The sequence below is a fragment of the Nocardia anaemiae NBRC 100462 genome (assembly GCF_001612725.1).
GTDB lineage: Bacteria > Actinomycetota > Actinomycetes > Mycobacteriales > Mycobacteriaceae > Nocardia > Nocardia anaemiae.
In genome coordinates, this window is record NZ_BDAZ01000053.1 from 19,954 (window position 1) to 43,616 (window position 23,663).

Annotated in this window: 8 protein-coding genes; 5 read left to right on the forward strand and 3 right to left on the reverse strand. The window is 66.9% G+C overall.

Annotated elements, in window-relative coordinates; genetic code table 11:
• Nucleotides 1-9 precede the first annotated feature (9 nt).
• The 3 genes from NA5_RS27250 to NA5_RS41425 form a co-directional block, all read right to left on the reverse strand.
• On the reverse strand, nucleotides 10-14,079 hold the full coding sequence (locus NA5_RS27250) for a non-ribosomal peptide synthetase (protein WP_084484449.1): 14,070 nt from the start codon (nucleotides 14,077-14,079) through the stop codon (nucleotides 10-12).
• 507 nt (nucleotides 14,080-14,586) lie between these two features.
• Nucleotides 14,587-15,291: a PIG-L deacetylase family protein gene (locus NA5_RS27255; protein ID WP_062991150.1), complete on the reverse strand. Its 705-nt coding sequence runs from the start codon at nucleotides 15,289-15,291 to the stop codon at nucleotides 14,587-14,589.
• A 109-nt stretch (nucleotides 15,292-15,400) separates the two neighbouring features.
• Nucleotides 15,401-15,574 (reverse strand): hypothetical protein, encoded by a 174-nt coding sequence (locus tag NA5_RS41425; protein WP_169811369.1) that lies wholly within the window; start codon nucleotides 15,572-15,574, stop codon nucleotides 15,401-15,403.
• A 279-nt stretch (nucleotides 15,575-15,853) separates the two neighbouring features.
• On the opposite strand from NA5_RS41425, the gene NA5_RS27260 reads away from it, so the two are divergent.
• From NA5_RS27260 to NA5_RS27280, 5 genes are all read left to right on the forward strand, one after another.
• A complete protein-coding gene (locus NA5_RS27260) occupies nucleotides 15,854-16,969 on the forward strand; it encodes a hypothetical protein (protein ID WP_062991033.1) in 1,116 nt (371 codons plus the stop codon).
• A gap of 616 nt (nucleotides 16,970-17,585) precedes the next feature.
• A complete protein-coding gene (locus tag NA5_RS27265) occupies nucleotides 17,586-19,073 on the forward strand; it encodes an NAD(P)/FAD-dependent oxidoreductase (RefSeq protein ID WP_062991035.1) in 1,488 nt (495 codons plus the stop codon).
• 40 nt (nucleotides 19,074-19,113) lie between these two features.
• Nucleotides 19,114-20,826, forward strand: a complete 1,713-nt coding sequence (locus NA5_RS27270) for a 3-deoxy-7-phosphoheptulonate synthase (RefSeq protein ID WP_062991037.1) — start codon at nucleotides 19,114-19,116, stop codon at nucleotides 20,824-20,826.
• A 36-nt stretch (nucleotides 20,827-20,862) separates the two neighbouring features.
• Complete coding sequence (locus NA5_RS27275) at nucleotides 20,863-22,098, forward strand: cation:proton antiporter (RefSeq protein ID WP_245672421.1); 1,236 nt, start codon at nucleotides 20,863-20,865, stop codon at nucleotides 22,096-22,098.
• 231 nt (nucleotides 22,099-22,329) lie between these two features.
• A complete protein-coding gene (locus NA5_RS27280; RefSeq protein ID WP_062991041.1) occupies nucleotides 22,330-23,619 on the forward strand; it encodes a cytochrome P450 family protein in 1,290 nt (429 codons plus the stop codon).
• The last annotated feature ends 44 nt before the right edge of the window (nucleotides 23,620-23,663 follow it).

Sequence of the window (23,663 nt, forward strand, 5' to 3'; positions counted from 1 at the left end):
CGTTCCTCTCTACAGCTGGACGTCGCTCGGGGCGGGGAAGAAACCCGCATCGATGAAGGACCGGACATAGGCGTCCAAGGCCTCGGCATCGATGGGCGGGCAGTGGATACCGTACTGCGCCAACTCGAGTCGGGTATTGGTGTCCTCGACGGCGGCCGCGGCCCCGCCGTAGTTGCCACTGACCAAGGCGGCACGCACCAGCGAATCGTCGCCGGTGGCATCGCGCGCCGCCGCTTCCTCGGCCAGTTTGGTCGCGATCTCCTCGATCGATGCGATCTCGATCGGGATCCCGTGCCTGCGCAGGGCTTCGAAGATATCGGCGATCGCCACCGGCAGGTTGTTCACCAGGTGATACGCCGCACCGACCGGCTGCTGATCCGCCAGCGCGACGATGGCGCCCACCACATAGTTCACCGGCACCAGCGACATGGTGGCGTCGCCGATCTCCGGGGCGAGTCCGAGGATCGCGGCCGCCCGGATCATGTTCCAGAACGAGTCGTCGACGCTGTTCACCCCGACCCGTGGATCACCGGACACGATTCCGGGACGGTAGATGCTCACCGGCACACCGCGTGCACCGGCCTGGCGGACCAGTTGTTCGGCAACCCATTTACTTGCCACATAACCGTTTCCGGATACCTCGCCGACCGGCACCTGCGCATCCTCGCGGGCGACGAAATCCGGTGCGGGCGCATTCGGAATCACGGCGTTCACCGTGGAGACGAAGTGCACCGGCTTGATCCGAGCGGTGGTCGCCAGCCGCAGCACCTCGCGGGTGCCCGACACATTGGCGGCCCGCAAGCGCGCATAGGGCTCGATGTGATTGACGCGAGCTCCGTTGTGGTAGATCGTGTCGATCTGCTCGGCGAGCCGGGCCCAGTCGGACTGGTCGAGACCGAGTCCGGGTGCGGCCAGATCTCCTGCGACAGCGACGATTCGGCCCTGATAGGCATCGTCCCAGATCCGGTACAGCTGCATGGCGTCGCGAATCCGCTTGTAGGCCCGCTCGCTATCCTCGCCGCGCACCAGGCACCAGACCGTCGCCGCGGTGCTGGACAGCAGTTCCCGCAGCAGGTGCACACCGACGAATCCGGTTGCGCCGGTAAGCAGTACATCACGCGAGGCCTCGATCCGAGCCGGTGCGAGACCCGCACCATCGATGTCGGGTTCGAGCACGGCATCGGTGGTGATCGTCGCGGTGTCGGTGCCCGGGACCACGGCCACGGTCGCGTCCGGATTGTCGAGGCGGGTGGCCAGGCCGCGCACGGTGGGCGCGGTGAACAGCGCCGCCATCGGCACGTCGATGCCGAGGCGGCCGGCCAGGGCTCGCTGCAGGGTGAAGGCGAGCAGCGAGGTACCGCCGAGATCGAAGAAGTCGTCCTCGGCTCCGGCTCGAGCGATGCCGAGCACTTCGGCGAAAACCTCGGCGACAGCGAACTCGGTGGCGGTCGCCGGTGGCACGAATTCGCGGGCGCGCAGGACCGGCCGCGGCAGCGCGGCGCGGTCCAGTTTGCCGCTGCTGTTCACCGGGAAGGATTCGAGCACCATGATGGCCGAGGGCACCATATAGCCCGGAAGCACGTGCCCCAGCGAGTCGCGCAGCACATCGGCATCGAGTTCGGTTACCGGCACCACATAGGCGACCAACTGATCGCCGGTCTCCGACTTCGCCACCACGACCACGGCCTGGGCGACGGACGGATCCGCCAGCAGCGCGGCCTCGATCTCCCCCAGCTCGACCCGGTGGCCACGGATCTTCGCCTGGAAGTCCGTACGTCCCAGATATTCCAGTACGCCGTCGGCACGGCGGCGCACGAGGTCACCGGTCCGGTACATCCGGGCACCGGCCGGGCCGTACGGGTCGGCGACGAACCGATCCGAGGTCAGGTCGGCACGGCCGAGGTAGCCGCGCGCCAATTGGCTTCCCGCCAAATACAATTCGCCGACAACACCGGCGGGGACGAGATGGAGCCGGGAATCCAGCACATAGGTGCGGGTATTCCACAGCGCCACACCGATCGGCACCGTCAACCGATCGTCGATGGAGGCGGGCCGATACGTCACCGATACCGCCGCCTCGGTGGGGCCGTACAGGTTGTGCAGTCCGGCATCGGACAGCGCGGCGAAATCGGCGACGGTGTTGGGCGGCAAGGCCTCACCGATGACGAATACCGCACGCAGCGAGGCCAATTGCTGCACTCGGGCAGCGGCCAGGAAGACCTGCAGTACCGACGGAACGAAATCGGTGACCGTCACCTGGTGGGTCGCGATCAGCTCCGCGATATAGCCCGGATCGCGCTGCCCGTGCGGTGCGGCGAGCACCAGCCGCGCGCCGACCCACATCGGTGCGAAATAACCCCACAGCGACACGTCGAAGGTCGTCGCCGTCTTCTGCAGGTAGACATCCTCGGGGCCGAACCCGTACTCCGCGACCATCCATTCGATCTGGTTGGCGATCGCGCCGTGCGAGACCATGACGCCCTTGGGCCGACCGGTCGAGCCGGAGGTGAACAGCACATACGCCGGATGATCGGCGTGCAGCGGTGCGCGCAGTTCACCGAAATCGACCGGGTTCCCGGAGTATTCCGACAGGTCGAGGGTATCGATATCGATGACGGGAACTTCGGTGACGGGTACCGAATTGCCTTCGGTGGTCAGTACACAGACCGGCTCGGCCGTCGCCACCATGTACCCGATCCGGTCGGCCGGATGGTCGAGGTCCAGCGGCAGATACGCGCCGCCCGCGGTCAACACCGCGTACATCGCGGCGACCAACTGCGGTGAACGCGGTATCCCCAGCGCCACAACGGATTCGGGACCGACACCCTGTGCGATCAGGTACCTGGCGATGCGGTTGACGCGCTCGTCGAATTCCCGATAGGTCCATGCGGTCTCGTCGTGCACGACCGCCACCGCATCCGGTGTCGTCGCCACCGCACGGCGGTAGCCGGTCAGCAGGTGTTGCGCCGAGACCGGGTGCGCGGTGTCGGCCGCATCCGACAGCAGAGCGGCGCGTTCGATCGCATCGGTCAGCTCGATCTCGCCGAGCACCATATCGGGATCGGCGGCGATGGCGGTGAGCAGGCGCGCGAACCGGTCCACGAAAACCTGCACGGTGGCGGGGTCGAACATATCGGCGGCGTAGGTGACCATGCCGCCGATACCGAGCGGCGTGCCCGCCTCGTCGTAGGCGTCGCCGATGTACCAGTGCAGGTCGAACTGCGATACCTCGACGCCGACATCCAGGCTCGCGACGGTCAGCCCCGGCAGTTCCAGTGCGACGCGGTCCAGATTCTGGAACGACAGCCCCACCTGGTACAGCGGATGCCGCGAGGGCGAGCGCACCGGGTTCAGCACGGTGACCAAGCGCTCGAACGGCACATCCGAATTCGCGAACGCCTGCAGATCGGTCTCACGCTGCCGCGCGAGCAGCTCCGTGAAAGACGCGCCGCCGTCGTATCGGGTCCGGAATACCAGGGTATTGATGAACATGCCGATGAGGTCGTCGAGCGCGGCGTCGCCACGCCCGGCCATCGGGGTACCGATGGCGATGTCGTTCGTCCCGGACAACCGCGCCAACAGCACGGCGAGTGCGGTGTGCACGACCATGAACACCGTGGCACCCTGCGCGCGCGCCAATTCGGCCAGCGCGCTGTGGGTTTCGGCGTCGATCCGTACCGACACCTGACCACCGGCGTAGGAGCGCGCCAGCGGCCGCGGCCAGTCCGAGGGCAGGTCGAGCTGCTCGGGCAGTCCGGCCAATTCCTGCTGCCAGTACCCGATCTGCTTGGCCGCCAACGATTCCGGATCGTCCTCGTCGCCGAGCAGTTCGCGCTGCCAGATGCTGTAGTCGGCGTATTGCACCGGCAGCGGGGCCCAATTCGGCGCCTGCCCGGCGCTGCGCGCCACATACGCGGTCATCAGATCCCGGGCCAGCGGGCCGATCGACGAACCGTCGCCCGCGATGTGGTGCACGACCATCGCCAGCACGTATTCGCGCCCATTCGCGCCGTCGCCGAGGTCGAACAGGCTGACCCGGACCGGCACCTCGACGGTGAGATCGAAGGCGGTCCTGGCCAACGCGGCCACCGCGTCCACGATTTCGGCCGGATCGATGGTCTGCACCAGCATCGGCGGAATGGCCTGCGCCGCAGGCAGAATCACCTGCACCGGGCCCGCATCGATGGGCGGGTATACCGTGCGCAGAATCTCGTGACGGGTCACCAGATCCCCGATCGCCGCCCGCAGCGCCTGGGTATCGACGGCGCCGGTCAGACGCACCGCCATCGGCACGTTGTAGGCCAACGAGGAGGTATCCAGCCGGTTGAGGAACCACATGGCCTGCTGCGCCGCCGACAGCGGAATCCGCTCCGGCCGCGGACCGGCGATCAGTTCCGGACGGTCAGTTCCGGCCTCGTTCTCACTCAGCCTGGCCGCGAGCGCCGACACCGTCGACGCCTCGAACAGCAGCCGCACCGGAACCCGGGTATCGGATGCGGCCCCCAGCCGCGCCGCGAGCCGGGTGGCGATCAGCGAGTTGCCGCCCAATTCGAAGAAACCGTCGTCGGCGCCGACCGGTGTCCCTGGTGCGAGCAATTCGGTGAATACGCTCGCGACCAGCTCTTCCCATCGCCCGGACGGCGCACGGTAGGCCCTGGTGTGCAGCACCGGCGCGGGCAGGGCGGCGCGGTCGAGTTTGCCGACCGGGGTCAGCGGAATCTCGTCGAGCACCATCACGGTGGTCGGCACCATATGCGCGGGCAGGCTGTTCGCTGCGAAGGCGGTGAGCTCGTCGGCATCGGCCACCGCACCGGCGGCGGCATGCACATAGGAGACGAGAATGGTCGCACCGCTGGCGATTTCGTGACCGACGGTGACCGCGAAGTCGACGGTTTCGTGCGCCGCGAGCACGGCGTCGATTTCGCCGAGTTCGATGCGGAAGCCGCGGACCTTGACCTGGAAGTCGTTGCGGCCCAGATATTCCAGCGCACCGTCGTGGGTACGGCGGACCAGATCGCCGGTCCGGTACAGCCTGGTGCCGTCGCGATCGAACGGGTTGGCTACGAACCGGGCGGCGGTCAGCGCGGGGCGCTCATGGTAGCCGCGGGCCAGCTGCGCGCCGGTGATGTAGAGCTCGCCGACCGCGCGGTCCGGCACCGGCGAGAGCCGCTCGTCCAGTACGTACTCGGTGATGGCGCGGATCGGCCCGCCGATGGTGACGGTCTCCCCCGGCACCAGCGGCGCGCTGATATTGGTCATGATCGTGGTCTCGGTCGGCCCGTACCCGTTGTAGAACTCGCGGGTCCGCCGCCCGGCGATCGGAATCGTCCAGCGCCGCACCAGCTCCGGCGGGCAGGCCTCGCCACCGGCGATGACCACGCGGAGTTTGTCCAGGCCGGTCGGGTCTACGGATGCCAGCGCCGCGGGCGTGATGAACGCATGCGTCACCCGCTCCCGGCGCAGCAGCGCGGCCAGCTCGTCGCCGCCGTAGACCGTCGGCGCGGCCACCACCATGGTCGCGGCGCCACCGATGGCCAACAGCAGTTCCAGCACCGACGCGTCGAACGAGGGCGATGCGAAATGCAGGGTGCGCGAACTGCTCGTCACCCGGTAGCGCTCGCGCTGTTCGGCACAGAAACTCGACAAACCGGCCTGTGTGACGACCACGCCCTTGGGCTTACCGGTCGATCCCGAGGTGTAGATGACATAGGCCGGATGCGCGGCGCGCAACGGCCGCAACCGATCCGCATCCGTCACCGGATCGCCGCTGTAGTCGTCGAGCCGCCGATCGATATCGTCGGCATCGATGGTCAGCCATGGCACCTCGTCGGGCAGGTCGGCGTGGACCTCGGTGACGGTAAGTCCCAGCACCGCATGCGAATCCGCGATCATGTGCCGGACCCGCTCGGCGGGATAGTTGGGATCCACCGGGACGTATCCGGCACCGGTCTTGGCGATCGCCCACACCGCGAGCACGGACTCCGCCGAACGCGGAATCCCGATCGCGACCAGATCCTCCGGGCCGATGCCACGGTCGATCAGCAGGCGAGCCAGCCTGCTCGAGCGCTCGTCGAGGTCGACATACTCCCATTCGGCGAGCTGCTCGGTGGCGTCGGCGAAGATCACCGCGACACCGTCCGGGTTGGTGTCGACGGCATCGGCCAACAGCTGTGGCAGCAGCGTAAGCTCTTCGGCCGGTCCTGGTTCCGCGGTCCGCACGGGCGCGGCCAGTGCCCGGTTCCGTTCGGCCTCGTCGAGGATGTCGATGGCACCGACGATCACCTGCGCGTCGGCGGCGACCGCGGCGAGGATCCGCTCGAATCGGCGGCCGAGACTCTGGATGGTGGCTTCCTCGAAAAGGTCTGTCGCATAGGCGAAGCCGATGACCAGCTCGTCCGGCGTGCCGTCGTCGTGCCGGCGCGCCTCGACGATCACCTGCAGGTCGAATTTCGCGACGATCTCACCGGTATCGACGGCCGAGACGGTCAGGCCGGGCAATTCCAGGCTCGGCTGCTCGATGTTCTGGAACGACAGCATCACCTGGAACAGCGGATTACCCGAGACGGCCCGGGCTGGCAGTACCTCCTCGACCACCCGCTCGAACGGGATCTCCGCATTGGCGAAGGCGGACAAGTCGGTCTCGCGGACCTGCTCGACGAATGTCGCGAACGAAGCGTCGCGATCGACATCGGTGCGCAGGGTCAGCGTATTGACGAACATGCCGACCAGATCGTCCAGTTCGGCCGAACCGCGACCCGCGATCGGCGTGCCGATCGCGATATCCGAGCCGCCGGACAGCCGGGCGAGCAGCGCGGCCAGCGCGGCGTGTACCACCATGAACAGCGACGAATTATGCCGGCGCGCAAGGTCGGCCAATGCGGCGTGCACCTGGGCGGGCACGGCGAATTCGGTCGCCGCACCGCGCATCGACGCCTGCGCCGGACGCGGGCGGTCCAGCGGCAGCCGCGCGGTTTCACTCACACCGGCCAGCTGTCGCCGCCAATACGCCAATTGCTGTGCGGCAATGGAGTTCTCGTCGTCCTCGGTGCCGATGACTTCGCGCTGCCAGAGCGCGAAATCGGCGTATTGCACCGGCAGCGGAGCCCAACCAGGGGCGATCCCCGCGGTGCGCGCGAGGTAGGCGGTGGCCAGATCCCGCGCCAGCGGCGCCAGCGAGACACCGTCGGCCGAAATGTGATGCGTGACGAGGACGAGCAGATGCTCGTCGCGGGCCGGATCGGAGAACAACCGGATGCGCACGGGTGGGTGTTCGGTGACATCGAATCCGGCGGACAACAGTGCCGCGACCCGTTCCGGATCGGCGGTCGTCTCGACCTCCAGCCCGTTCGGCAGCGTTTCGGCCACGGAAAGGATCTGCTGGCGCGGCGTCGCGTCCGGACCGTCGACCGGGAACCGCGTGCGCAGCGCTTCATGCCGCTCCAGGACATCGGCGACAGCCGCGCGCAAGGCGGGCACGTCCAAGGTGCCGGTGAGCCGGATGGCGAATGGCAGGTTGTAGGACGGGGATTCGGTATCGACCTGGTTGAGAACCCACATCCGATGCTGTGCCAGCGACAGCGGGATGCGCTCCGGTCGCACCGCCGGGGTCAGCGGCGGCCGATCCGCGTGCTCGGAATCCGGCACGATGCGTCCCGCCAGGTCGGCGACCACCGGTGCGTCGAACAGCGTGCGTACCGGCACCCGCGCGCCCAACGCCGCACTCAGCCGGGCCACGACCTGGGTGGCTACCAATGAGTTGCCGCCAAGGGTGAAGAAGTCGTCGTCGGCGCCGACCCGGTCCACACCGAGCACCTCCGCGAACACGCCTGCGACGATCTCTTCGAGCGGGGTAGACGGCGCGCGGAATTCCCGGCCCGCCAATGTCGGTCGCGGCAGCGCCCTGCGGTCCAGCTTGCCCGCGGTACTGAGGGGGAACTCGGCCAGCTCCACGATCGTGGCCGGAACCATGTACGCGGGCAGCGTGCCCGCCAACGCGGCACGCAGCGGCTCCACCTCGAGGTGCGCGCCGGGCACCGGGACCGCGTAGGCCACCAGCTGGTCGCCGAGCTCGGTCGGCACGACCAGTACGGCCGCCTGATTCACCGACGGCTGCGCCAGCAGCGCCGCCTCGATATCGCCGAGTTCGATGCGCTGTCCGCGCAGTTTCACCTGGAAGTCGGTGCGGCCCAGGTATTTCAGGACACTCGGCGCGCTCCAGGCCACCAGGTCGCCGGTCCGGTACATCCGCTCGCCCGTTCCGAACGGGTTGGCCACGAACCGTTCCGCGGTCAGATCCGCGCGCCCCAGATAGCTGCGCGACAGCTGATCACCGGCGATGTAGAGCTCACCGGTGACCCCGGCGGGCACCGGCCGCAGGCGCGAATCCAGCACGTACAGACGGCTGTTCCAGACCGGCGATCCGATCGGCAGCCCGCCCTGATCGTCGACGGTCGCGAGCCAGGTGGTGACGGCGACCGCGGTCTCGGTCGGCCCGTACACGTTGAGCACCGACGCGTCGCAGACCGCGCGCACCGCGGCCACGGTCTCCGCGGGCAGCAGCTCGCCACCGACGATGATGTGCCGCAGCGTCGGGATCGCACCGGCGGGCGTGTGGGCGGCGAATACCGCGAGCATCGACGGCACGAAGTCGGTGACGGTAACCTGCTGCGCAGCAATGGTTTCGGCGATGTAGGTGGCGTCGCGATGGCCGTCCGGCGTGGCCATCAGCAGTTTGGCGCCGAGCCGCAGCGGAATGAAGTAGCCCCACATCGAGGCGTCGAAGGTGAAGGCGGCCTTCTGCAGGTACACATCGTCGGCGTGCAGCGGATATTGCGACTGCATCCAGGCCAGATGGTTGCCGATCGCCCGGTGCGAGACCGCGACACCCTTGGGCCGTCCGGTGGAGCCGGAGGTGAACAGCACATACGCCAGGCTTTCCTGGCGCACCGGCCGCAGCAGCTCCTCGGCCGCCAGTGGGGTACCGGCGAATCCGTCCAGCTCCGCGGTGTCGATGTGCAGCAACGGAATTCCGTCCGGCACCGGCACGGCGTCCGCGGTCGTGGTGAGCACGCACACCGGCTCGGCGGCGGTCAGCACGTGCTCGACGCGATCGGCCGGATGATCCGGGTCCACGGGCACGTACGCACCGCCCGCGGTGAGGATCGCGTACATGCCGACGACCAGATCCAGCGAGCGCCGGATCGCGAGGCCGACCAGTGATTCCGCGCCGACACCTTGCGAAATCAGCAGGCGGGCAAGGCGATTCACCCGCTCATCGAGCTCCGCGTAGGTGAGCTCGGCGCCTTCGTAGGCCACCGCGACCCGATTCGGATGCGCCGCCACCTCGCGTCGATAGCCGTCCAGCAGCAGCTCGGGTTCGACCGGATGACCGGTGTCGTTCCAGTCCAGCAGGATTCGATCCCGCTCGGCGTCTGAGAGCATGATGTCGATATCGCCGACCAGGGCCGCGGGATCGCCGATCAGCGCGTCGAGCACCCGGATCAGCCGCGCGGCAAAGGTTCCCACCTCATCGGCGGTGAACCCGCCACCGGCATACCGCCACGTCAGCTCAATCGTCGAGGTCGCGATCGCCACCAGCGTCAGCGGGTAGTGCGCGCCGTCCTCCATGCCTACGGCGGTCACCGACATACCGTCGATGGAATCGGCGGCCGCGATCGCCTCCCGGTCGATCGGGTAGGACTCGAAGACCAGCAGGGTGTCGAATTGCGCTCCGGCACCGGCGATCCGCTGGATATCGGTGAGACCGACATAGTGGTGGTCCAGCAGACCGGCCTGCTCGCGCTGCAGCGACTGCAGGAACTCACCGACCGCGCGCTGTCCGTCGACCCGCACGCGCACCGGCAGCGTATTGATGAACAGACCGACCATCGACTCGACGCCGGACAACTCCGCCGGACGGCCGGATACCGTGGTGCCGAACACCACGTCGTCGCGACCGGTGAACCGTCCGAGCAAGATGCCCAACGCGGCCTGCAACACGGTGTTCACCGTGACGCCGAGCTCGGCCGCCAACTCCGAGATCCGGCGGGTGCGCTCGGTATCGATCTCGGTGACCACCTTGCCGCCGGGGCCTTCGACGGCCCGCGACTGCGGGGCGAGCAGCGTCGGCTCCGTCACACCGGACAGCGCCTGTTCCCACGCCCGCAGCGACGCCTCCCGGTCCCGACCGGCCAACCAGCTCAGGAAGGTGCGATAGGAGGGCACCCGCGGCAGCGCGGACCGATCCCCCCGAGTCGCGTAGAGCACCAACACATCTCGCATCAGCAGCGGCATCGACCAACCGTCGAGCAGGATGTGGTGGGTGGTGATCACCAGATGCCACTGGTCGGTGCGATACAGGGTGAATCGCATCAGCGGCGCGGCCGACATATCGAAGCCGGTTTCCCGCTCCTCGGCCACCTGCCGCCGCAGCTCCGCCAGCTGCTCCGATTCCGGCAGATGCGTCAGATCAACTGCCCGCCAAGGCACTTCGACTCGATCAAGGACCACCTGTACGGCGCGGCCGTCGGCGGCGGTGACGAAGGCGGTGCGCAGATTCGGATAGCGGTCCAGGATGGCCTGGGCCGCGGTCCGCAGGCGCTCGGCGTCCACGGTGCCGCCCAGGTCGACCGTCGCCTGGCTGGTGTAGACGTCGATACCCGACTCGGCGAGCTGCGCGTGGAACAGCAGACCGGACTGCAGCGGCGACAGCGGCCACACATCCGACAGCGCCGGGTAATTCCGTTCCAACACTTCGATATCCGACTGGCCGACCGTGACCAACGGCAGATCCGACGGCGTCAGCCCACCGGCGTCCGGACGCCGCACATGCTCGGCCAGCGCGTGCAGCGCCGCGACCCACAGATCGGCGAACTCCTGCGCCCGCTCCCGCGAGAGCAATCCGCGCGGGAAGGCGAACGACGCACCGAGCTGCGGTCCGTCCGCGCCGTCGGTGACGATCGCATTGATATCGATCACGCCATTGGCGGGCATATCCGGATCCATCTCGGCATCCAGCTGCCCGAGATCCCCGACCGGAACCCACCCCAAGGCACCGAGCTGCTCCGGAATCTTCCCCGTCGACACCCGGCCGAGGTAGTTGAAGCTGATCTGAGGCGCACCGCCGAGTTCGGCGGCGGTCTCCGGGTTCAGGTAGCGCAGCAGACCGTAGCCGAGCCCCTTGTCGGGGACCGCGAGCAGCTGTTCCTTCACCGATTTCACGATGTCGCCCAGGGCTTTTCCGCCCGCGAACGCCTCGGCGAGATCGGCACCCGCGAGATCGAGCCGGACCGGGAACGCGCTGGTGAACCAGCCGACGGTCCTGGACAGATCCGCACCGGGGACGAGCCCCTCTTCGCGGCCGTGACCTTCCAGCTTGACCAGCGCGGTGCCGCCCGCGGTTTCGCCGCGCCACTTGCTCACCGCGAGCGCAAGCGCGGAGAGCAGGCCGTCGTTGACACCACCGCGATACCGGCCCGGGATCGCGGTCAGCAGCGCATCGGTCACCTCGGCGGGCACCGTCACCTCGACGCGATCGACAGTGCCGAACGTATCCACCGCCGGATCGAAGGCACGCGCACCGAACAGGTGGTCTTCGGTATCCGAAACCTGTTGCCAGAATGGCAGTTCCGCGATCCGTACCGGATCCTGCGCCGCCTCGCGCATGGCGTGCGCCCAGCGCCGCATCGATGTTCCGTTGGCGGGCAACGCCACCGGCTGTCCCGCCGCCAGTTGCGACCAGGCCATCGCCAGATCCGGAATCAGAATTCGCCAGGACACGCCGTCGACCACGATGTGGTGCGCGACGACCAGCAAGACATCCCGACGGCGGCCGCCCTGCGGGAAGGCGAACCAAACGCACTGCACCATCACCGCATTCGCGGGATCGAGTCGGCCGAGTGCCCCATCGTATTCGACGCTCGCCCGCCGCGACAGCTCCGCATCATCGATATCGGCGGGCAGTTCGACCCGATGCACCAGCGCGTCGACGTCGACAGCACCGGGCGCCAAGGCCTCGAAGGTCCTGGCGGTGTCCGCGGTGGCCTCGCGCAGCCGAGCGCGCAGCATGTCGTGGTGGTCGAAGACCGCGCCGATGGTCGCGACCAGGGTTTCCCGATCGATGCCGTCGGGCAGCCGCAGCGCCATCGTCTGCGAGAACCGCCGATACGACGAGTCTGTCGGCAGCATCGCCGACATGATCGGCAGCAATGGCAGCTCGCCCACCCCGCCGCCGGGCAGTTCCGCCAGCCGCTGCTGCTCCACCGCATCGGCCGAGGTGGCGATCTCGGCCAATGCCGCGACCGTGCGATGTTCGAAAACCTCCGCGGCGGTGAATACCACACCGCGCGCCTTGGCCCGCGAGACCAGCTGGATCGACAGGATGGAATCGCCGCCCAATGCGAAGAACGAATCGTCGCGACCGATGCGCTCGACCCCGAGCAATTCCGCGAACACCTCGGCGATGATCTCCTCGACCGGTGTCTCCGCCGCGCGGAACTCACGGGGCGCGAAGACCGGCTCGGGCAGTGCCGCGCGGTCGAGCTTTCCGACCGGGGTCAGCGGGATCTCATCCAGCACCACGAAGGCGGCCGGAATCATATACGCGGGCAGCGACTCGGCAAGGAATTCGGCGAGCGCCTCGGTATCGACCTCGGCCCCTGGCCTCGGCAGAACATAGGCGACCAGCGCGGTGGCACCCGACGGCAGCGTCTTGCCGAGGGTCGCCGCGAAGTCGATATCCGGGTGGCCGGTCAGCGCGTTGTCGATTTCGCCGAGTTCGATGCGGAAGCCGCGAATCTTCACCTGGAAGTCGGAGCGACCCAGGTACTCGATGACACCGCCCTCTTCGCTGCGCCGCACCAGATCCCCGGTGCGGTACAACCGCGCGCCCGGGGTGCCGATATCGGCGCCGAACGGGCTGGCCACGAACCGCTCGGCGGACAGGCCCGGCCGCCCGAGATAGCCCTGCGCCAAGGCGGGACCCGACAGATACAGTTCACCGATCACCCCGGCGGGCACCGGGCGCAACCGTGCGTCCAGTACGAATGCACCGATACCCGCGATGGCCGTGCCGATCGTGATGGTCTCGCCGGGCGCCAGCGGCGGGGTGCTGGTGGCGAGAATCGTCGCCTCGGTAGGCCCGTAGCCGTTGTGGAACGCACGCTCGCCCGCCCAGCGGCCGACCAGCTCCGGTCCGAACTTGTCACCGGCCACCACGACGACCCGCAGCTCGTCCAGACCGTCCGGATCCACCGATTCCAGGGCGGCCGGGGTGATGAGCATGTGGGTGACGCGCTCGCGGCGCAGCAGATCCGAGAGTTCGGCTCCGCCGAATACCGACGGCGGCGCGATCACCAAGGTCGCGCCGGAGGAAAAGGTCAGCAGCAGCTCGAGCACCGAAACGTCGAAGTTGGGCGAGCAGACATGCAGTACCCGCGACTCCCCGGTCACCGCGTACTGCTCGCGCTGCGCGGCAACCAGTCCGGCCAGGCCGCCGTGCGTGACCACGACGCCCTTGGGCCGTCCGGTCGAACCCGAGGTGTAGATGACGTAGGCGGGGTGGCGCTCGTCGAGCCGACGAACCCGGTCGGCATAGGAGATCGGATGGGCCGGGCGTTCGGCGATGCGTGCGGCATGCACCGGGTCGTCGAGTTCGATCCAGTCCACGGTCGTGCCGAGCACCGGGCGGTGTGCCGTGGTGGTCAACCCGAGGACGGCACCGGAATCGGCGAGGATGTGCGCGATCCGATCGGCCGGATATCCGGGATCCACGGGCACGTACGCGGCGCCGGTCTTGGCGATCGCCCATACGGCGAGCACGGATTCGATGCTGCGCGCGATACCGATCGCCACCACATCGCCCGCGCCCACCCCGCGTTCGATGAGTTCGCGCGCCACGCGCGAGGACAACTCGTCGAGTTCGCGATAGGTCAGCTTTCTGTCATCGGAGGGGTCGCCCGAAGGGTTGAACCGGATGGCGACGGCATCGGCGGCGGACTCCACAGCGGCCGCGAGCAAATTCCCGAAGAGGAGACCGACTCGGCGTCGACTACCACGTGCGGAACGACGATCCCTTGCCATTTCCGGTACTACACCTCTCACCTATTGCGCGCCTAAAGACCGCACCCGCATAATGGAACGCACGTACTTCACTAACGGACGGCTTACCGCCGCAAGCCAAGCGTTCGAGTTTACAAGAGCGAACTTGTCGCATATCCCCAAGCGCGGGAATCTGTTACGACACTCGCTCGAAGAAACGCGATCGGCTTCACGCCGCGGCCCGTAACAGCCTAGGTGAACCTCGGCCCCGACGTTCCCACCCTCGGCCGCGACCCCCGAATCAGTACGCTCTCGCTATCACGGCAATGCCGCATAATCCGTCGCGCGCCCTGCCTCCGACTGAATCTCCGCGGTCCATCGACACCCGCTGACAACGGCATTCGCACCGTCGGGGCAGATAACCAGCCACTCATGGCTGGCCAATCATCGGGTGGCTCCAGGCCGGTCGCGACCGGCGAACGTGATTTCCACGACATTTTCACGGAATCGGGTCCGACGCCCGAACTAGCGTGACTGCAATCACAGCGATCAGCCGAAGTAGTAGAGCTCGAAGCCGACCGCGCGCGCGGCGGGGAATCCCGGCTTCGGGGCGGTCGCCATATCGATGACCGCGCGCACCTGATCCGCGACCGGCTCAGGGCTGAGCACCTCGAGGTAGCGGCGGTGCTCGGCCAGCGAGGCGGCGGCTTGCTCGATGGTGTCGGTGACATCGACGGCGTGGGTGGCACTCGGCCCGACCACCGCGGCCAACCGGGGCGACCACGGGGCGTCGGTCAGATCCGGAAATATCCACTCGTTGCCCGCATCGGATATGGCATCGAGGGCGGCGCGGCCGACCGCGCGATGGTCGGCGCTGTTGGCGTAGCCGGGAGCCCAGGTGTCACCGAAATTGAACAGCAGCACGAATTCCGGACGATGACGGCGAATCGCGGCGGCCAGGTCACGACGCAACGCCAGGGTTTCCTCGACGCGGCCGTCCGGATAGCCGAGGAATTCCACCTCGCGCACCCCGACCACCTTGGCGGCGGCGAGCTCTTCGGCCTCACGCAGCGGTCCGGCCTCGGCGGGCGGCATGCCCGCGATCCCGGCCTCGCCGGAGGTCACCAGGACGTAGCGAATGTCCTTGCCCTGTCCCGTCCACCGCGCCACCGCGGCGGCCGCACCGTATTCGATATCGTCCGGATGCGCCACGATGACGAGACCGCGCTGCCAATCCTCGGGAACCTGCTCCACACGGGTCATTCAAGCAGATGCCGCGAACGCGGATGGGCCGCGCGCTATCCGCACGGCCCACCTCTGGAAACCGCAACGCCCGAGTCCCGGCGGGCCCCGCGGCTGGACGCTACAGCTTGCTCACCGTCGAGTTGTCCGAACCCGCGACCGCCTTGTACAGCAGGTATAGCCCGAAGACGACCGCGCTGATCACCAGAATCGGAAACAGCCCCTTGATCAACGCACCGATGATGGCGAGCGCGATCCAGACGACCGCTACGACACCGATGATTTTCCACAACATGCCAGCCTCCAGAAGCTCTCGGGCGAACCGCCATCCGACGATCCGACTCCTCAATGCTGGCAGCTGGATATGGATAAATCACCAGCTCAGCACCGATATCCGGGTGAAGATCAGGGTTCACCCTGACCTCGCGTCAGCACTGCGCCCCATCCGCCCAGTACGCCGTCGATCTCCGAATTCGATAGTGCGACAGCGGGAAACGTCGAAGTTGTCGCGGTGGCGCACCTGCGACACTATTGGCTGTCCGATTGTATGTATTCCGAACTTAAGGGGTCACCCATGACCAGGTACGCACACTATGTCGGCAGTCTTCCAGCGGACCTGATGACGAACGATCGCGCTGTGCTGCAATGGTTCGCCGACCGCACCGAGGGCTGGCCGGTCACCGCGCTACCCTGCGATCTCGACCCCGACTGGATCATGGATTATCTGCGGACCCGCAAGCAGCATTCCGATGTCTTCGAGATCGTCGAGGACGGCGGATACGCCGACTACAGCGACTTCCCCAGCTACGGGCTGCGATCCGGGCGCAAGCTCGAAGTGCGGCAGGTGTCGATGGACCGCGTCGAACGCATCGGTGAAGTGGTGGCAGCGTTCGAGTCGTTACAGCGCGAACGGCCCCAGCTGGCCGAGACGAAGGTCCAGATAAGCCTGCCGAATCCACTGGATCTGGCGATGTTCGTATTCGCGGGCGCGGCGGTATCCGGCGGGCTGCCGATCGGAAAGGCATTGCGGCACTTCGATCTTGCCGTCGCCGCGCTGCGGCAGCTGCCGGTGTTTACCGAAGCGGTGGTGCAGGAGGTATCCGAGGTGATCGCTCGTCACGGCGATCGCGTCGTCTGGCAGTTGGAGTCGCCCTTCGCGCTGTTGAGCATGGTCAAAGCGACACAACTTCGTTCGCGGTGGGCGTTGGCCCCGCTGGTCGCCCGCCAGCTCGCCGGTGTGCTCGGGCGGCTGCACGAGATCGGCGCGGAAACCATTGTGCACCTGTGCTATGGCGACTATCAGCACAAGAGCCTGCTCGACCCGCGCAGTCTGGCTCCCGCGGTGACACTGCTCAATCGCACTGCGCGACTGCTGGATCGACAAGGCGTGCCACTGCCTCCGGTCCATGTTCCGTGTGCGTACGGCGCCGAGCCCGCACCATTGGAACCTCGCTTCTACGCTCCCCTGCGATCCCTGGCCACCGACTGGCGGGTGATCGCCGGGGTGGTTTCCACCGAGTCCGTCGAGAACAGCGACCGAGCGCGCGCGCTTTTCGAGGAGGCATTGGGTCGCAATGCCTTCGGTGTCGCCACCGCGTGCGGACTCGGACGATGCACCCCCGAGGTCGCCCGCCACGCCGCGGAAGCCACGGTCGCGGTAGCAGGGTCAGTCGAGCAGACACCCGAATAGTCGTCGCCATCAGATAAACGCGGGTGCCCTTGACAGTTCGCACCCGCGTTGCTGGCGTCTGCCTGGGCAAATCACTTCCACCGCAGCGGAATCCGCGTGTCGACCGCGCCGCACCGGTCGCCAATCGCAGAAGTCAACTTTGCGAACGCCTCGCGCGGACCTGGTTTGGGCTTTACCCTGAATTTGCCGGAAAGCAGGGGGTGATGCCAAACGACACCGAACAGCCTTGCCTGTCACGCCCAGGCGATTCCCACCGATCGCGGCGCACGATCTCGACAAAAAGCGCTGCGCTGATATGCATTCGCGGACACCGCGCCGCCGCATCCGACACCCGCCCAGGCGTGCTTTGTAAAGGGCGAGTCGGCGATAAGGTCCGATTCGCGGTAGTGGCTACCCTTCAGGCACCGGTTACCACCGATTGCCTGGATCTCCAAATCCGCTCCGGTGATTGATGATTCGATAGTTGCCGCTACAATCTGACGAGGGCGTCGCCACGGATGGCTAACTGACGGCGACGCTCGGTCCGGGTTGATCCACCACCGTGGGACCGGAGTTGGTTCGGTTGCCGATGCGGACGCACAGTCCGCGTTGGTGCCGCTGTTCCAAGGAGTGTGCTATGGCGAACGATCCGCATGTCCTCGTTGTCGGTGGCGGCCCAGCGGGGTCGACAACCGCGGCTCTACTGGCTCGATCAGGAATACGGGTGACGCTTCTTGAACGAGATACGTTCCCGCGGTATCACATCGGTGAGTCGATGCTCGCATCGTGCCTGTCGACGCTGCGTCTTTCCGGCGCGTTCGACAAGGTCGCGGCGCACGGCTTCCAAATCAAGCGGGGCGGCTATTTCCAGTGGCAGAACGATAACTGGCTGTTGGACTGGTCCCAGCTCGTCGATGCCGAAGCCTGGTCATACCAGGTCGAGCGAGACGCCTTCGACGACATTCTGCTGCGCAACGCGGCCGAACAGGGCGCGCAGGTGATCGAGAACGCCAATGTCGAGAACGTGATTTTCGATGGTGACCGCCCGGTAGCCGTGGAATGGACCGGCCCCGGTGACAACCGCACTCGGACTACCGAATTCGACTTTCTGGTCGACGCGTCGGGACGGTACGGCCTGCTGGCCAAGCGGCGCTTCAACATGCGTCGCCAGCATCCGGCCTTCCGCAATGTCGCGGTCTGGTCGTACTGGGAGGGCGCGCGCCTGCACCCGGACAGCCCGGAGGGCGCGATCAATGTCGTGTCCACCCCCGAGGGCGGCTGGTTCTGGCATATCCCCCTGTCCAACGGCCGATTCAGCGTCGGCTATGTGGTTTCCGCCCGCAAGGCGGGCGAGCGACTACGCGAGCAGGGTCGAGACGCTTACTACCTCAACACGATTCGCGACAGCAAGGCCATGAGCGCACTGCTCGAAGGCGCAACGCAGGTCGCCGAGGTCAAGGCCGAACAGGACTACTCCTATGTGTCGGACCGGTTCAGCGGTCCGGGCTATGCCCTGGTCGGCGACTCGGCCGCCTTCCTCGATCCGCTGCTGTCCACCGGCGTGCATCTGGCCACCTATGGCGGGCTCGTCGCCGCCGCCGCGATCGCGACCGCCCTGCGTGGCGAAATGAGCGAGACCGATGCGATGGCCTTCTACGAGCACACTGCCCGACGGGCCTACTCACGTTTCCTCGTGCTGGTCTCGCGTATGTACGAACAGTACATAGGCTCCGACGAATACTTCGCGCACGCGGACAAGCTCACGGAGGCGCACGAGGGCGACACTCCAGAGGTGTCGTTCACCCGAATCATGGCCGGGCTCACCGATGTCGACGAGACCTCGGGAGAGCAGGGACGCACACCGACCGACACCATTGCCTCCGCGCTCACCGAGACCGAAAAGCTGCACGCGGACTCGGCCAACCTCGAGTACATGGGTCATCTGGATATGTCGGTCGTCTGGGACCACTGGCGTGACCCGCTGGCGGATACGGTGCTCGACAATGTGCGAATCACCACCGAACCGGTACTCGGCCTGACCACGCGGCCCCGCGACGCCGCCGAGATCGAGGCCATAGCACGTCCGGTGCTCCCACCGAAGGTGGCCGACGTCCCCGCGCTCTAGTTCCGGCCTTCGTGAAAACCCCAGCGCGAAGTCGATCACTATGACTATCACGCGCTCCGACCCCGAACCGCCGGGCGATTCCCCGGTCGGCGGTTCGGGTTCCCGGACAGCCACACAGCAGATCGCACGATTCGGCGATCCGGTCACCCGGATGCTGCTGGCCAGCGACGGCTTCACCCAGCCGAGACTCGAGGCCATACTCGGCACGGATCTCCAGGTGCGGGTGCTGCGCCAAGACGAAATCGCGGCCGAGCAGCTGCCTGCCACGGTCGCGGACGCACTGCGATTGGACGGTCCCGACCGCGTCATCGTCCGTCGCTCATGTCTGATCAATGCCGATATGGTGACCGCATCGGTCAACTATGTCGTCGCCGTGAGCGGCCCCGCGGCCGCGGCGGGCGCCGACGATGTACACGTGCCGATCGGGCGCGGCTTGGTTTCGCGGGGGGTATCCCAGCGTCGGCATGTCCTTCGCGCGGGCGTCACGCGATGGCCCGATGGTCGCCTCTGCGCGGCCAAGGCGTATGTCATCATGCTCGGAGATCATCGGCCGCTGTGCTATATCCGCGAGATATTCAATCCGAGCGTCGTGCCACCGGAGCACACCCCCATCTCGGATGAGGATCTGAGTTGGGCCGATGAGCCGGAATACCCCCGATCGCTACCGGCCGCGCCAGTCCGCCGTGGTGGCTGCGATACCGAATCGCCTCGCACCGGCGGGCAGTGTTCGCGAGCGCTGCCGGACCTGATCCACCCGCGCGAATGCGACTCGCTCGCCGCCGATTTGGCGGCGGCGGCGCGCGGCCGGGCATTCGCGATACATCTCGGCGCCCGCGCCTCGGCCGCTCTCGATCTCGCGACATTGCCCGCCCGCCGTGCTCTGGCAATCGGTGCGGCCGCGGTTTTGAACCACGGACTCAATATGCCGATCGTGACCATCGGCGAATTGCGGTATAACGGCGAATCATGCGGTGCTCCAGCCAATTCCGTCGCATCGGCTGAAGATCGCGCGTACTCCCACGCCGCGACACAGGTCGAAAATTGGCGCGTGGCGAACCCGCCCATCGCACTCTGCGCGCAGATGCTGCGCGGCGCCGCGGAGCGCTATCCGGCATCGGTGGTGCGCGATCTGCTCGTCGAGGTCGCCGCGATGCTTCCGATCGCGGCGAGCGCCCCCGCAGCTTCCCGCGAGCTGTACAGTTCCATTGCGCCCCTGCATATCTCGCGCGCGGTCCGCTCCTGCGAGTCGAATACGACTCGACCTCAGCGGACCCGGCACGAGTGGGACCGTTCGACCCAACTGCTGTGGATCGGCGACCGAAACCACGAATTCGCTCCCCAGCACCTGTCTTTCGCCGCTCTGGTTCGCAACCCGCTGGCGGTGACCCTCGGACCCACCGCGACGCCGGACGATGTCGAGTTCCTGTGCCGATACCTGAATCCCGCGCGTCGGCCCGGTCGGCTCACGCTCATCCCGGCGCTATCGGGCACCCGTACCGCCGCCGCACTTCCGGCGTTGTTCGAGGCGGCCGCCCGGTGCGGCACCCCGGTGAGCTGGATGTGCGATCCGATGCATGCCGACGATCCGGCCGCGGCGATCCACACCTACCTCAGTGCTTGCCGGAGCACGGGGACCGCACCGGCCGGGCTGCATCTCGACTGCGAACCCCGAAGTCGCCTCGACACCAGACTCGATACCGGACGGGCATTGCACTGTGTCATCACCACACTGAGCGCGATGTGGGCACGCTGATCGACGCATGCCCGTCGAATCGCGAGGGAGAATCAAGTGCAAAGTAGTCAAATCGTCGTAGTCCTAATGGATCTCGCCCTCATCATGGCAGCGGCACGGATCCTGGGGTGGCTGGCCGAACGCGTCGGCCAGCCCGCGGTGATCGGGGAGATCACCGCCGGGATACTCGCGGGCCCGACCGTATTGGGGCCGCATCTGTCGGACATGTTGTTCCCGCACGAGGTCCGCTCGTATCTGACCCTGCTCGCCAATGTGGGCGTCGCGGTGTTCATGTTCGTCGCCGGGCTAGAACTCGACCGCGACGTATTCGCGGGCAGCCGACGCTCGATCCCGGCGGTATCGGTCGCCGCCTACGCGGTGCCGTTCGTCTTGGGTTGCGGCATCGCCGCGACCGCGCTCGCGCGCCACCGCACCGGCGACCTACCGAGCTTCACGCTATTCGTCGGCTGTGCCCTGGCGGTGACCGCATTCCCGGTGTTGGCCCGAATCCTGCACGATCGTGGCCTCACTCGCACCGGAATCGGTCAGCTCAGCCTCGCCTGTGCGGCGCTGGTCGACATCTTCGCCTGGACGGCACTGGCCGTCGTGCTGGCCGTCGCGCACCCCGGCGCGGGCAGCCAGTGGCGACTGGCACTGCTGGTGCCCGTAATCGCGGTCACGTGGTGGATCGTGCGTCCGGCATTGACGCGGATCGCCGCGGCGGGCACCGAGCAGACGATGATCGTGATCGGTGTCGGCGGCGCGCTGTTGCTCGGCGCGATAACCGAATGGATCGGACTGCATTTGATATTCGGCGCGTTCGCCTTCGGTGTGGTGTTCCCGCGCGCGCGACGCGAAGCGGTCGAATCCGGCACCCGGATTCTGAGCTTGGTGCTGCTGCCCGGATTCTTCGTCGTCGCGGGGCTCGCTGTCGATCTCGGGGCGATCGACCGGGCCGCCGTCGGCGAGTTGGTGGTGATCATGGTGGTGGCCGTCATCGGGAAGCTCGGAAGTGTTTATGTGGCGGGCCGACTGACCGGTCTGACATCGCGATCGGCGGCCGCGTTGGCGGCATTGCTGAACACCCGCGGCTTGACCGAACTCGTCATACTCAACGTCGGACTCAGCACGGGACTCATTGGCCCACAACTGTATTCGATACTGGTGGTAATGGCGTTGGTGACCACCGCGATGACGGGACCGCTGCTGCGATTGATCGGTGTCCACGAAACCCCACGGGTCGATTCGGCCGCGCCGGTCAACCGCTTGCCCATCGGCGGTCCGGTCGAATAGTCGGCACGACACGCTCGAATCAACGGGGTCGCAACGAGGTTCCCCGGGCATCGTCGCCTGCCCGTTGCTATGTTGCTAGCGTGGGCGAGTCGCCAGGTACCGGAAAGGTCCTAGGAAGGGTGTGTCGTTTCGAGCGCTCGACGACGCACCGCTGACCTTGCTCGAGGAACCTGCCCGCGCTCATTGATTCAGTCTTTGTCGAATTCTGTTCCACCGTTTGGAGTAACGTCTTTGACCACACCGCATTCCCCCACGTCCGATCCGCACACCGGCACGACCGGAGTTTGCCCGGTTCAGCACGGATCATCGAGCCTTACCGGTGAGCGGGTCCCGCTGTACACCCCCGAGTTCGTCGCCGATCCGCATCACGCCTATGACGAGATGCGGCGCAAATACGGCACGCTGGTTCCGATCGAGTTGGCCCCCGGAGTACCGGCAACGCTCGTGATCGGCTACGCGACCGCGGTGCGAATCCTCAACGACCCCACGCACTTCCCCGCCGACCCGCGCACCTGGCAGAAGACCATCCCCGAGGACTGCCCCGTGCGGCCGATGATGGCCTGGCTCCCGGCCGCACGGAACAACGACGGACCTACCCACATCCGCTATCGGGAGCCCTCCATCGCGAGCATCGACGGCATCGATGTGCACGGACTGCCGTCGATCATCGAACAGATCGCCATCCCGCTGATCAACACCTTCTGCAAGGCCGGGAACGCCAATCTGGTTACCCAGTACGCATTTCCGCTCGTCCTCGGCGTGCTCAACCAAATGGTCGGCTGCCCTCCCGATATCGGGCAGCGTGTCGCGAACGGCATGGCGGCGCGCTTCGACACGGTCCGCAGCGCTCAGGGCATGGTCATGCTCAAAGAGGCATTACTGGAGCTGATCCAGCTCAAACGCGAACACCCCGGCGACGATGTCACCTCACGGCTGGCACACCACCCGGCCGCCCTGGACGACATCGAAATCTTCGCCCAGCTGATGAGCTTCTACGGCGCCGGATTCGAAGCGCAGCGCAACCTGATCACCAACGCGCTGTTGCTGATGATCACCGACGACCGGTTCAAGTGCGCCGATGTCCTCGGACGGAACCTGTCCACGATCACCGCGATCGACGAAGTTCTGTTCAACGACCCACCCATGGCGAACTTCTGCACCACCTACCCGCGCCAGCCGATCATGGTCGACGATATCTGGTTGCCCGCGGACCAACCGGTCGTCATCAGCCTCACCGGCTGCAATAACGACCCACAGATCCGCGGCGACGACGACGCCGACGGACGCCGTCTCGGCAATCGCTCACATCTGGCGTGGAGCGCCGGTCCGCACGCCTGCCCGGCCAAAGGTGTTGCGTACCTGACGGTTCAGTACGCCATCGATCAGCTCTTCGACGCACTGCCCGACATCCAGCTCGGGGTGCCCGCGGACCAGCTGATCTGGCGGCCCGGTCCGTTCCACCGTGCGATGGCGGCATTCCCGGTCGTCTTCACACCGTCCGCACCGATGAAAATCATGTAGGTGTCGGCCGACGCCTACGGGCCGAGATCGTCGATGGTGCGGCG

Excerpts from the sequence above, each read along its gene's own strand:
- NA5_RS27250 (WP_084484449.1), bottom strand. The coding sequence starts at position 14,079 with ATGGCAAGGGATCGTCGTTCCGCACGTGGTAGTCGACGCCGAGTCGGT.
- NA5_RS41425 (WP_169811369.1), bottom strand. The coding sequence starts at position 15,574 with ATGTTGTGGAAAATCATCGGTGTCGTAGCGGTCGTCTGGATCGCGCTC.
- NA5_RS27260 (WP_062991033.1), top strand. The coding sequence starts at position 15,854 with ATGACCAGGTACGCACACTATGTCGGCAGTCTTCCAGCGGACCTGATG.
- NA5_RS27265 (WP_062991035.1), top strand. The coding sequence starts at position 17,586 with ATGGCGAACGATCCGCATGTCCTCGTTGTCGGTGGCGGCCCAGCGGGG.
- NA5_RS27270 (WP_062991037.1), top strand. The coding sequence starts at position 19,114 with ATGACTATCACGCGCTCCGACCCCGAACCGCCGGGCGATTCCCCGGTC.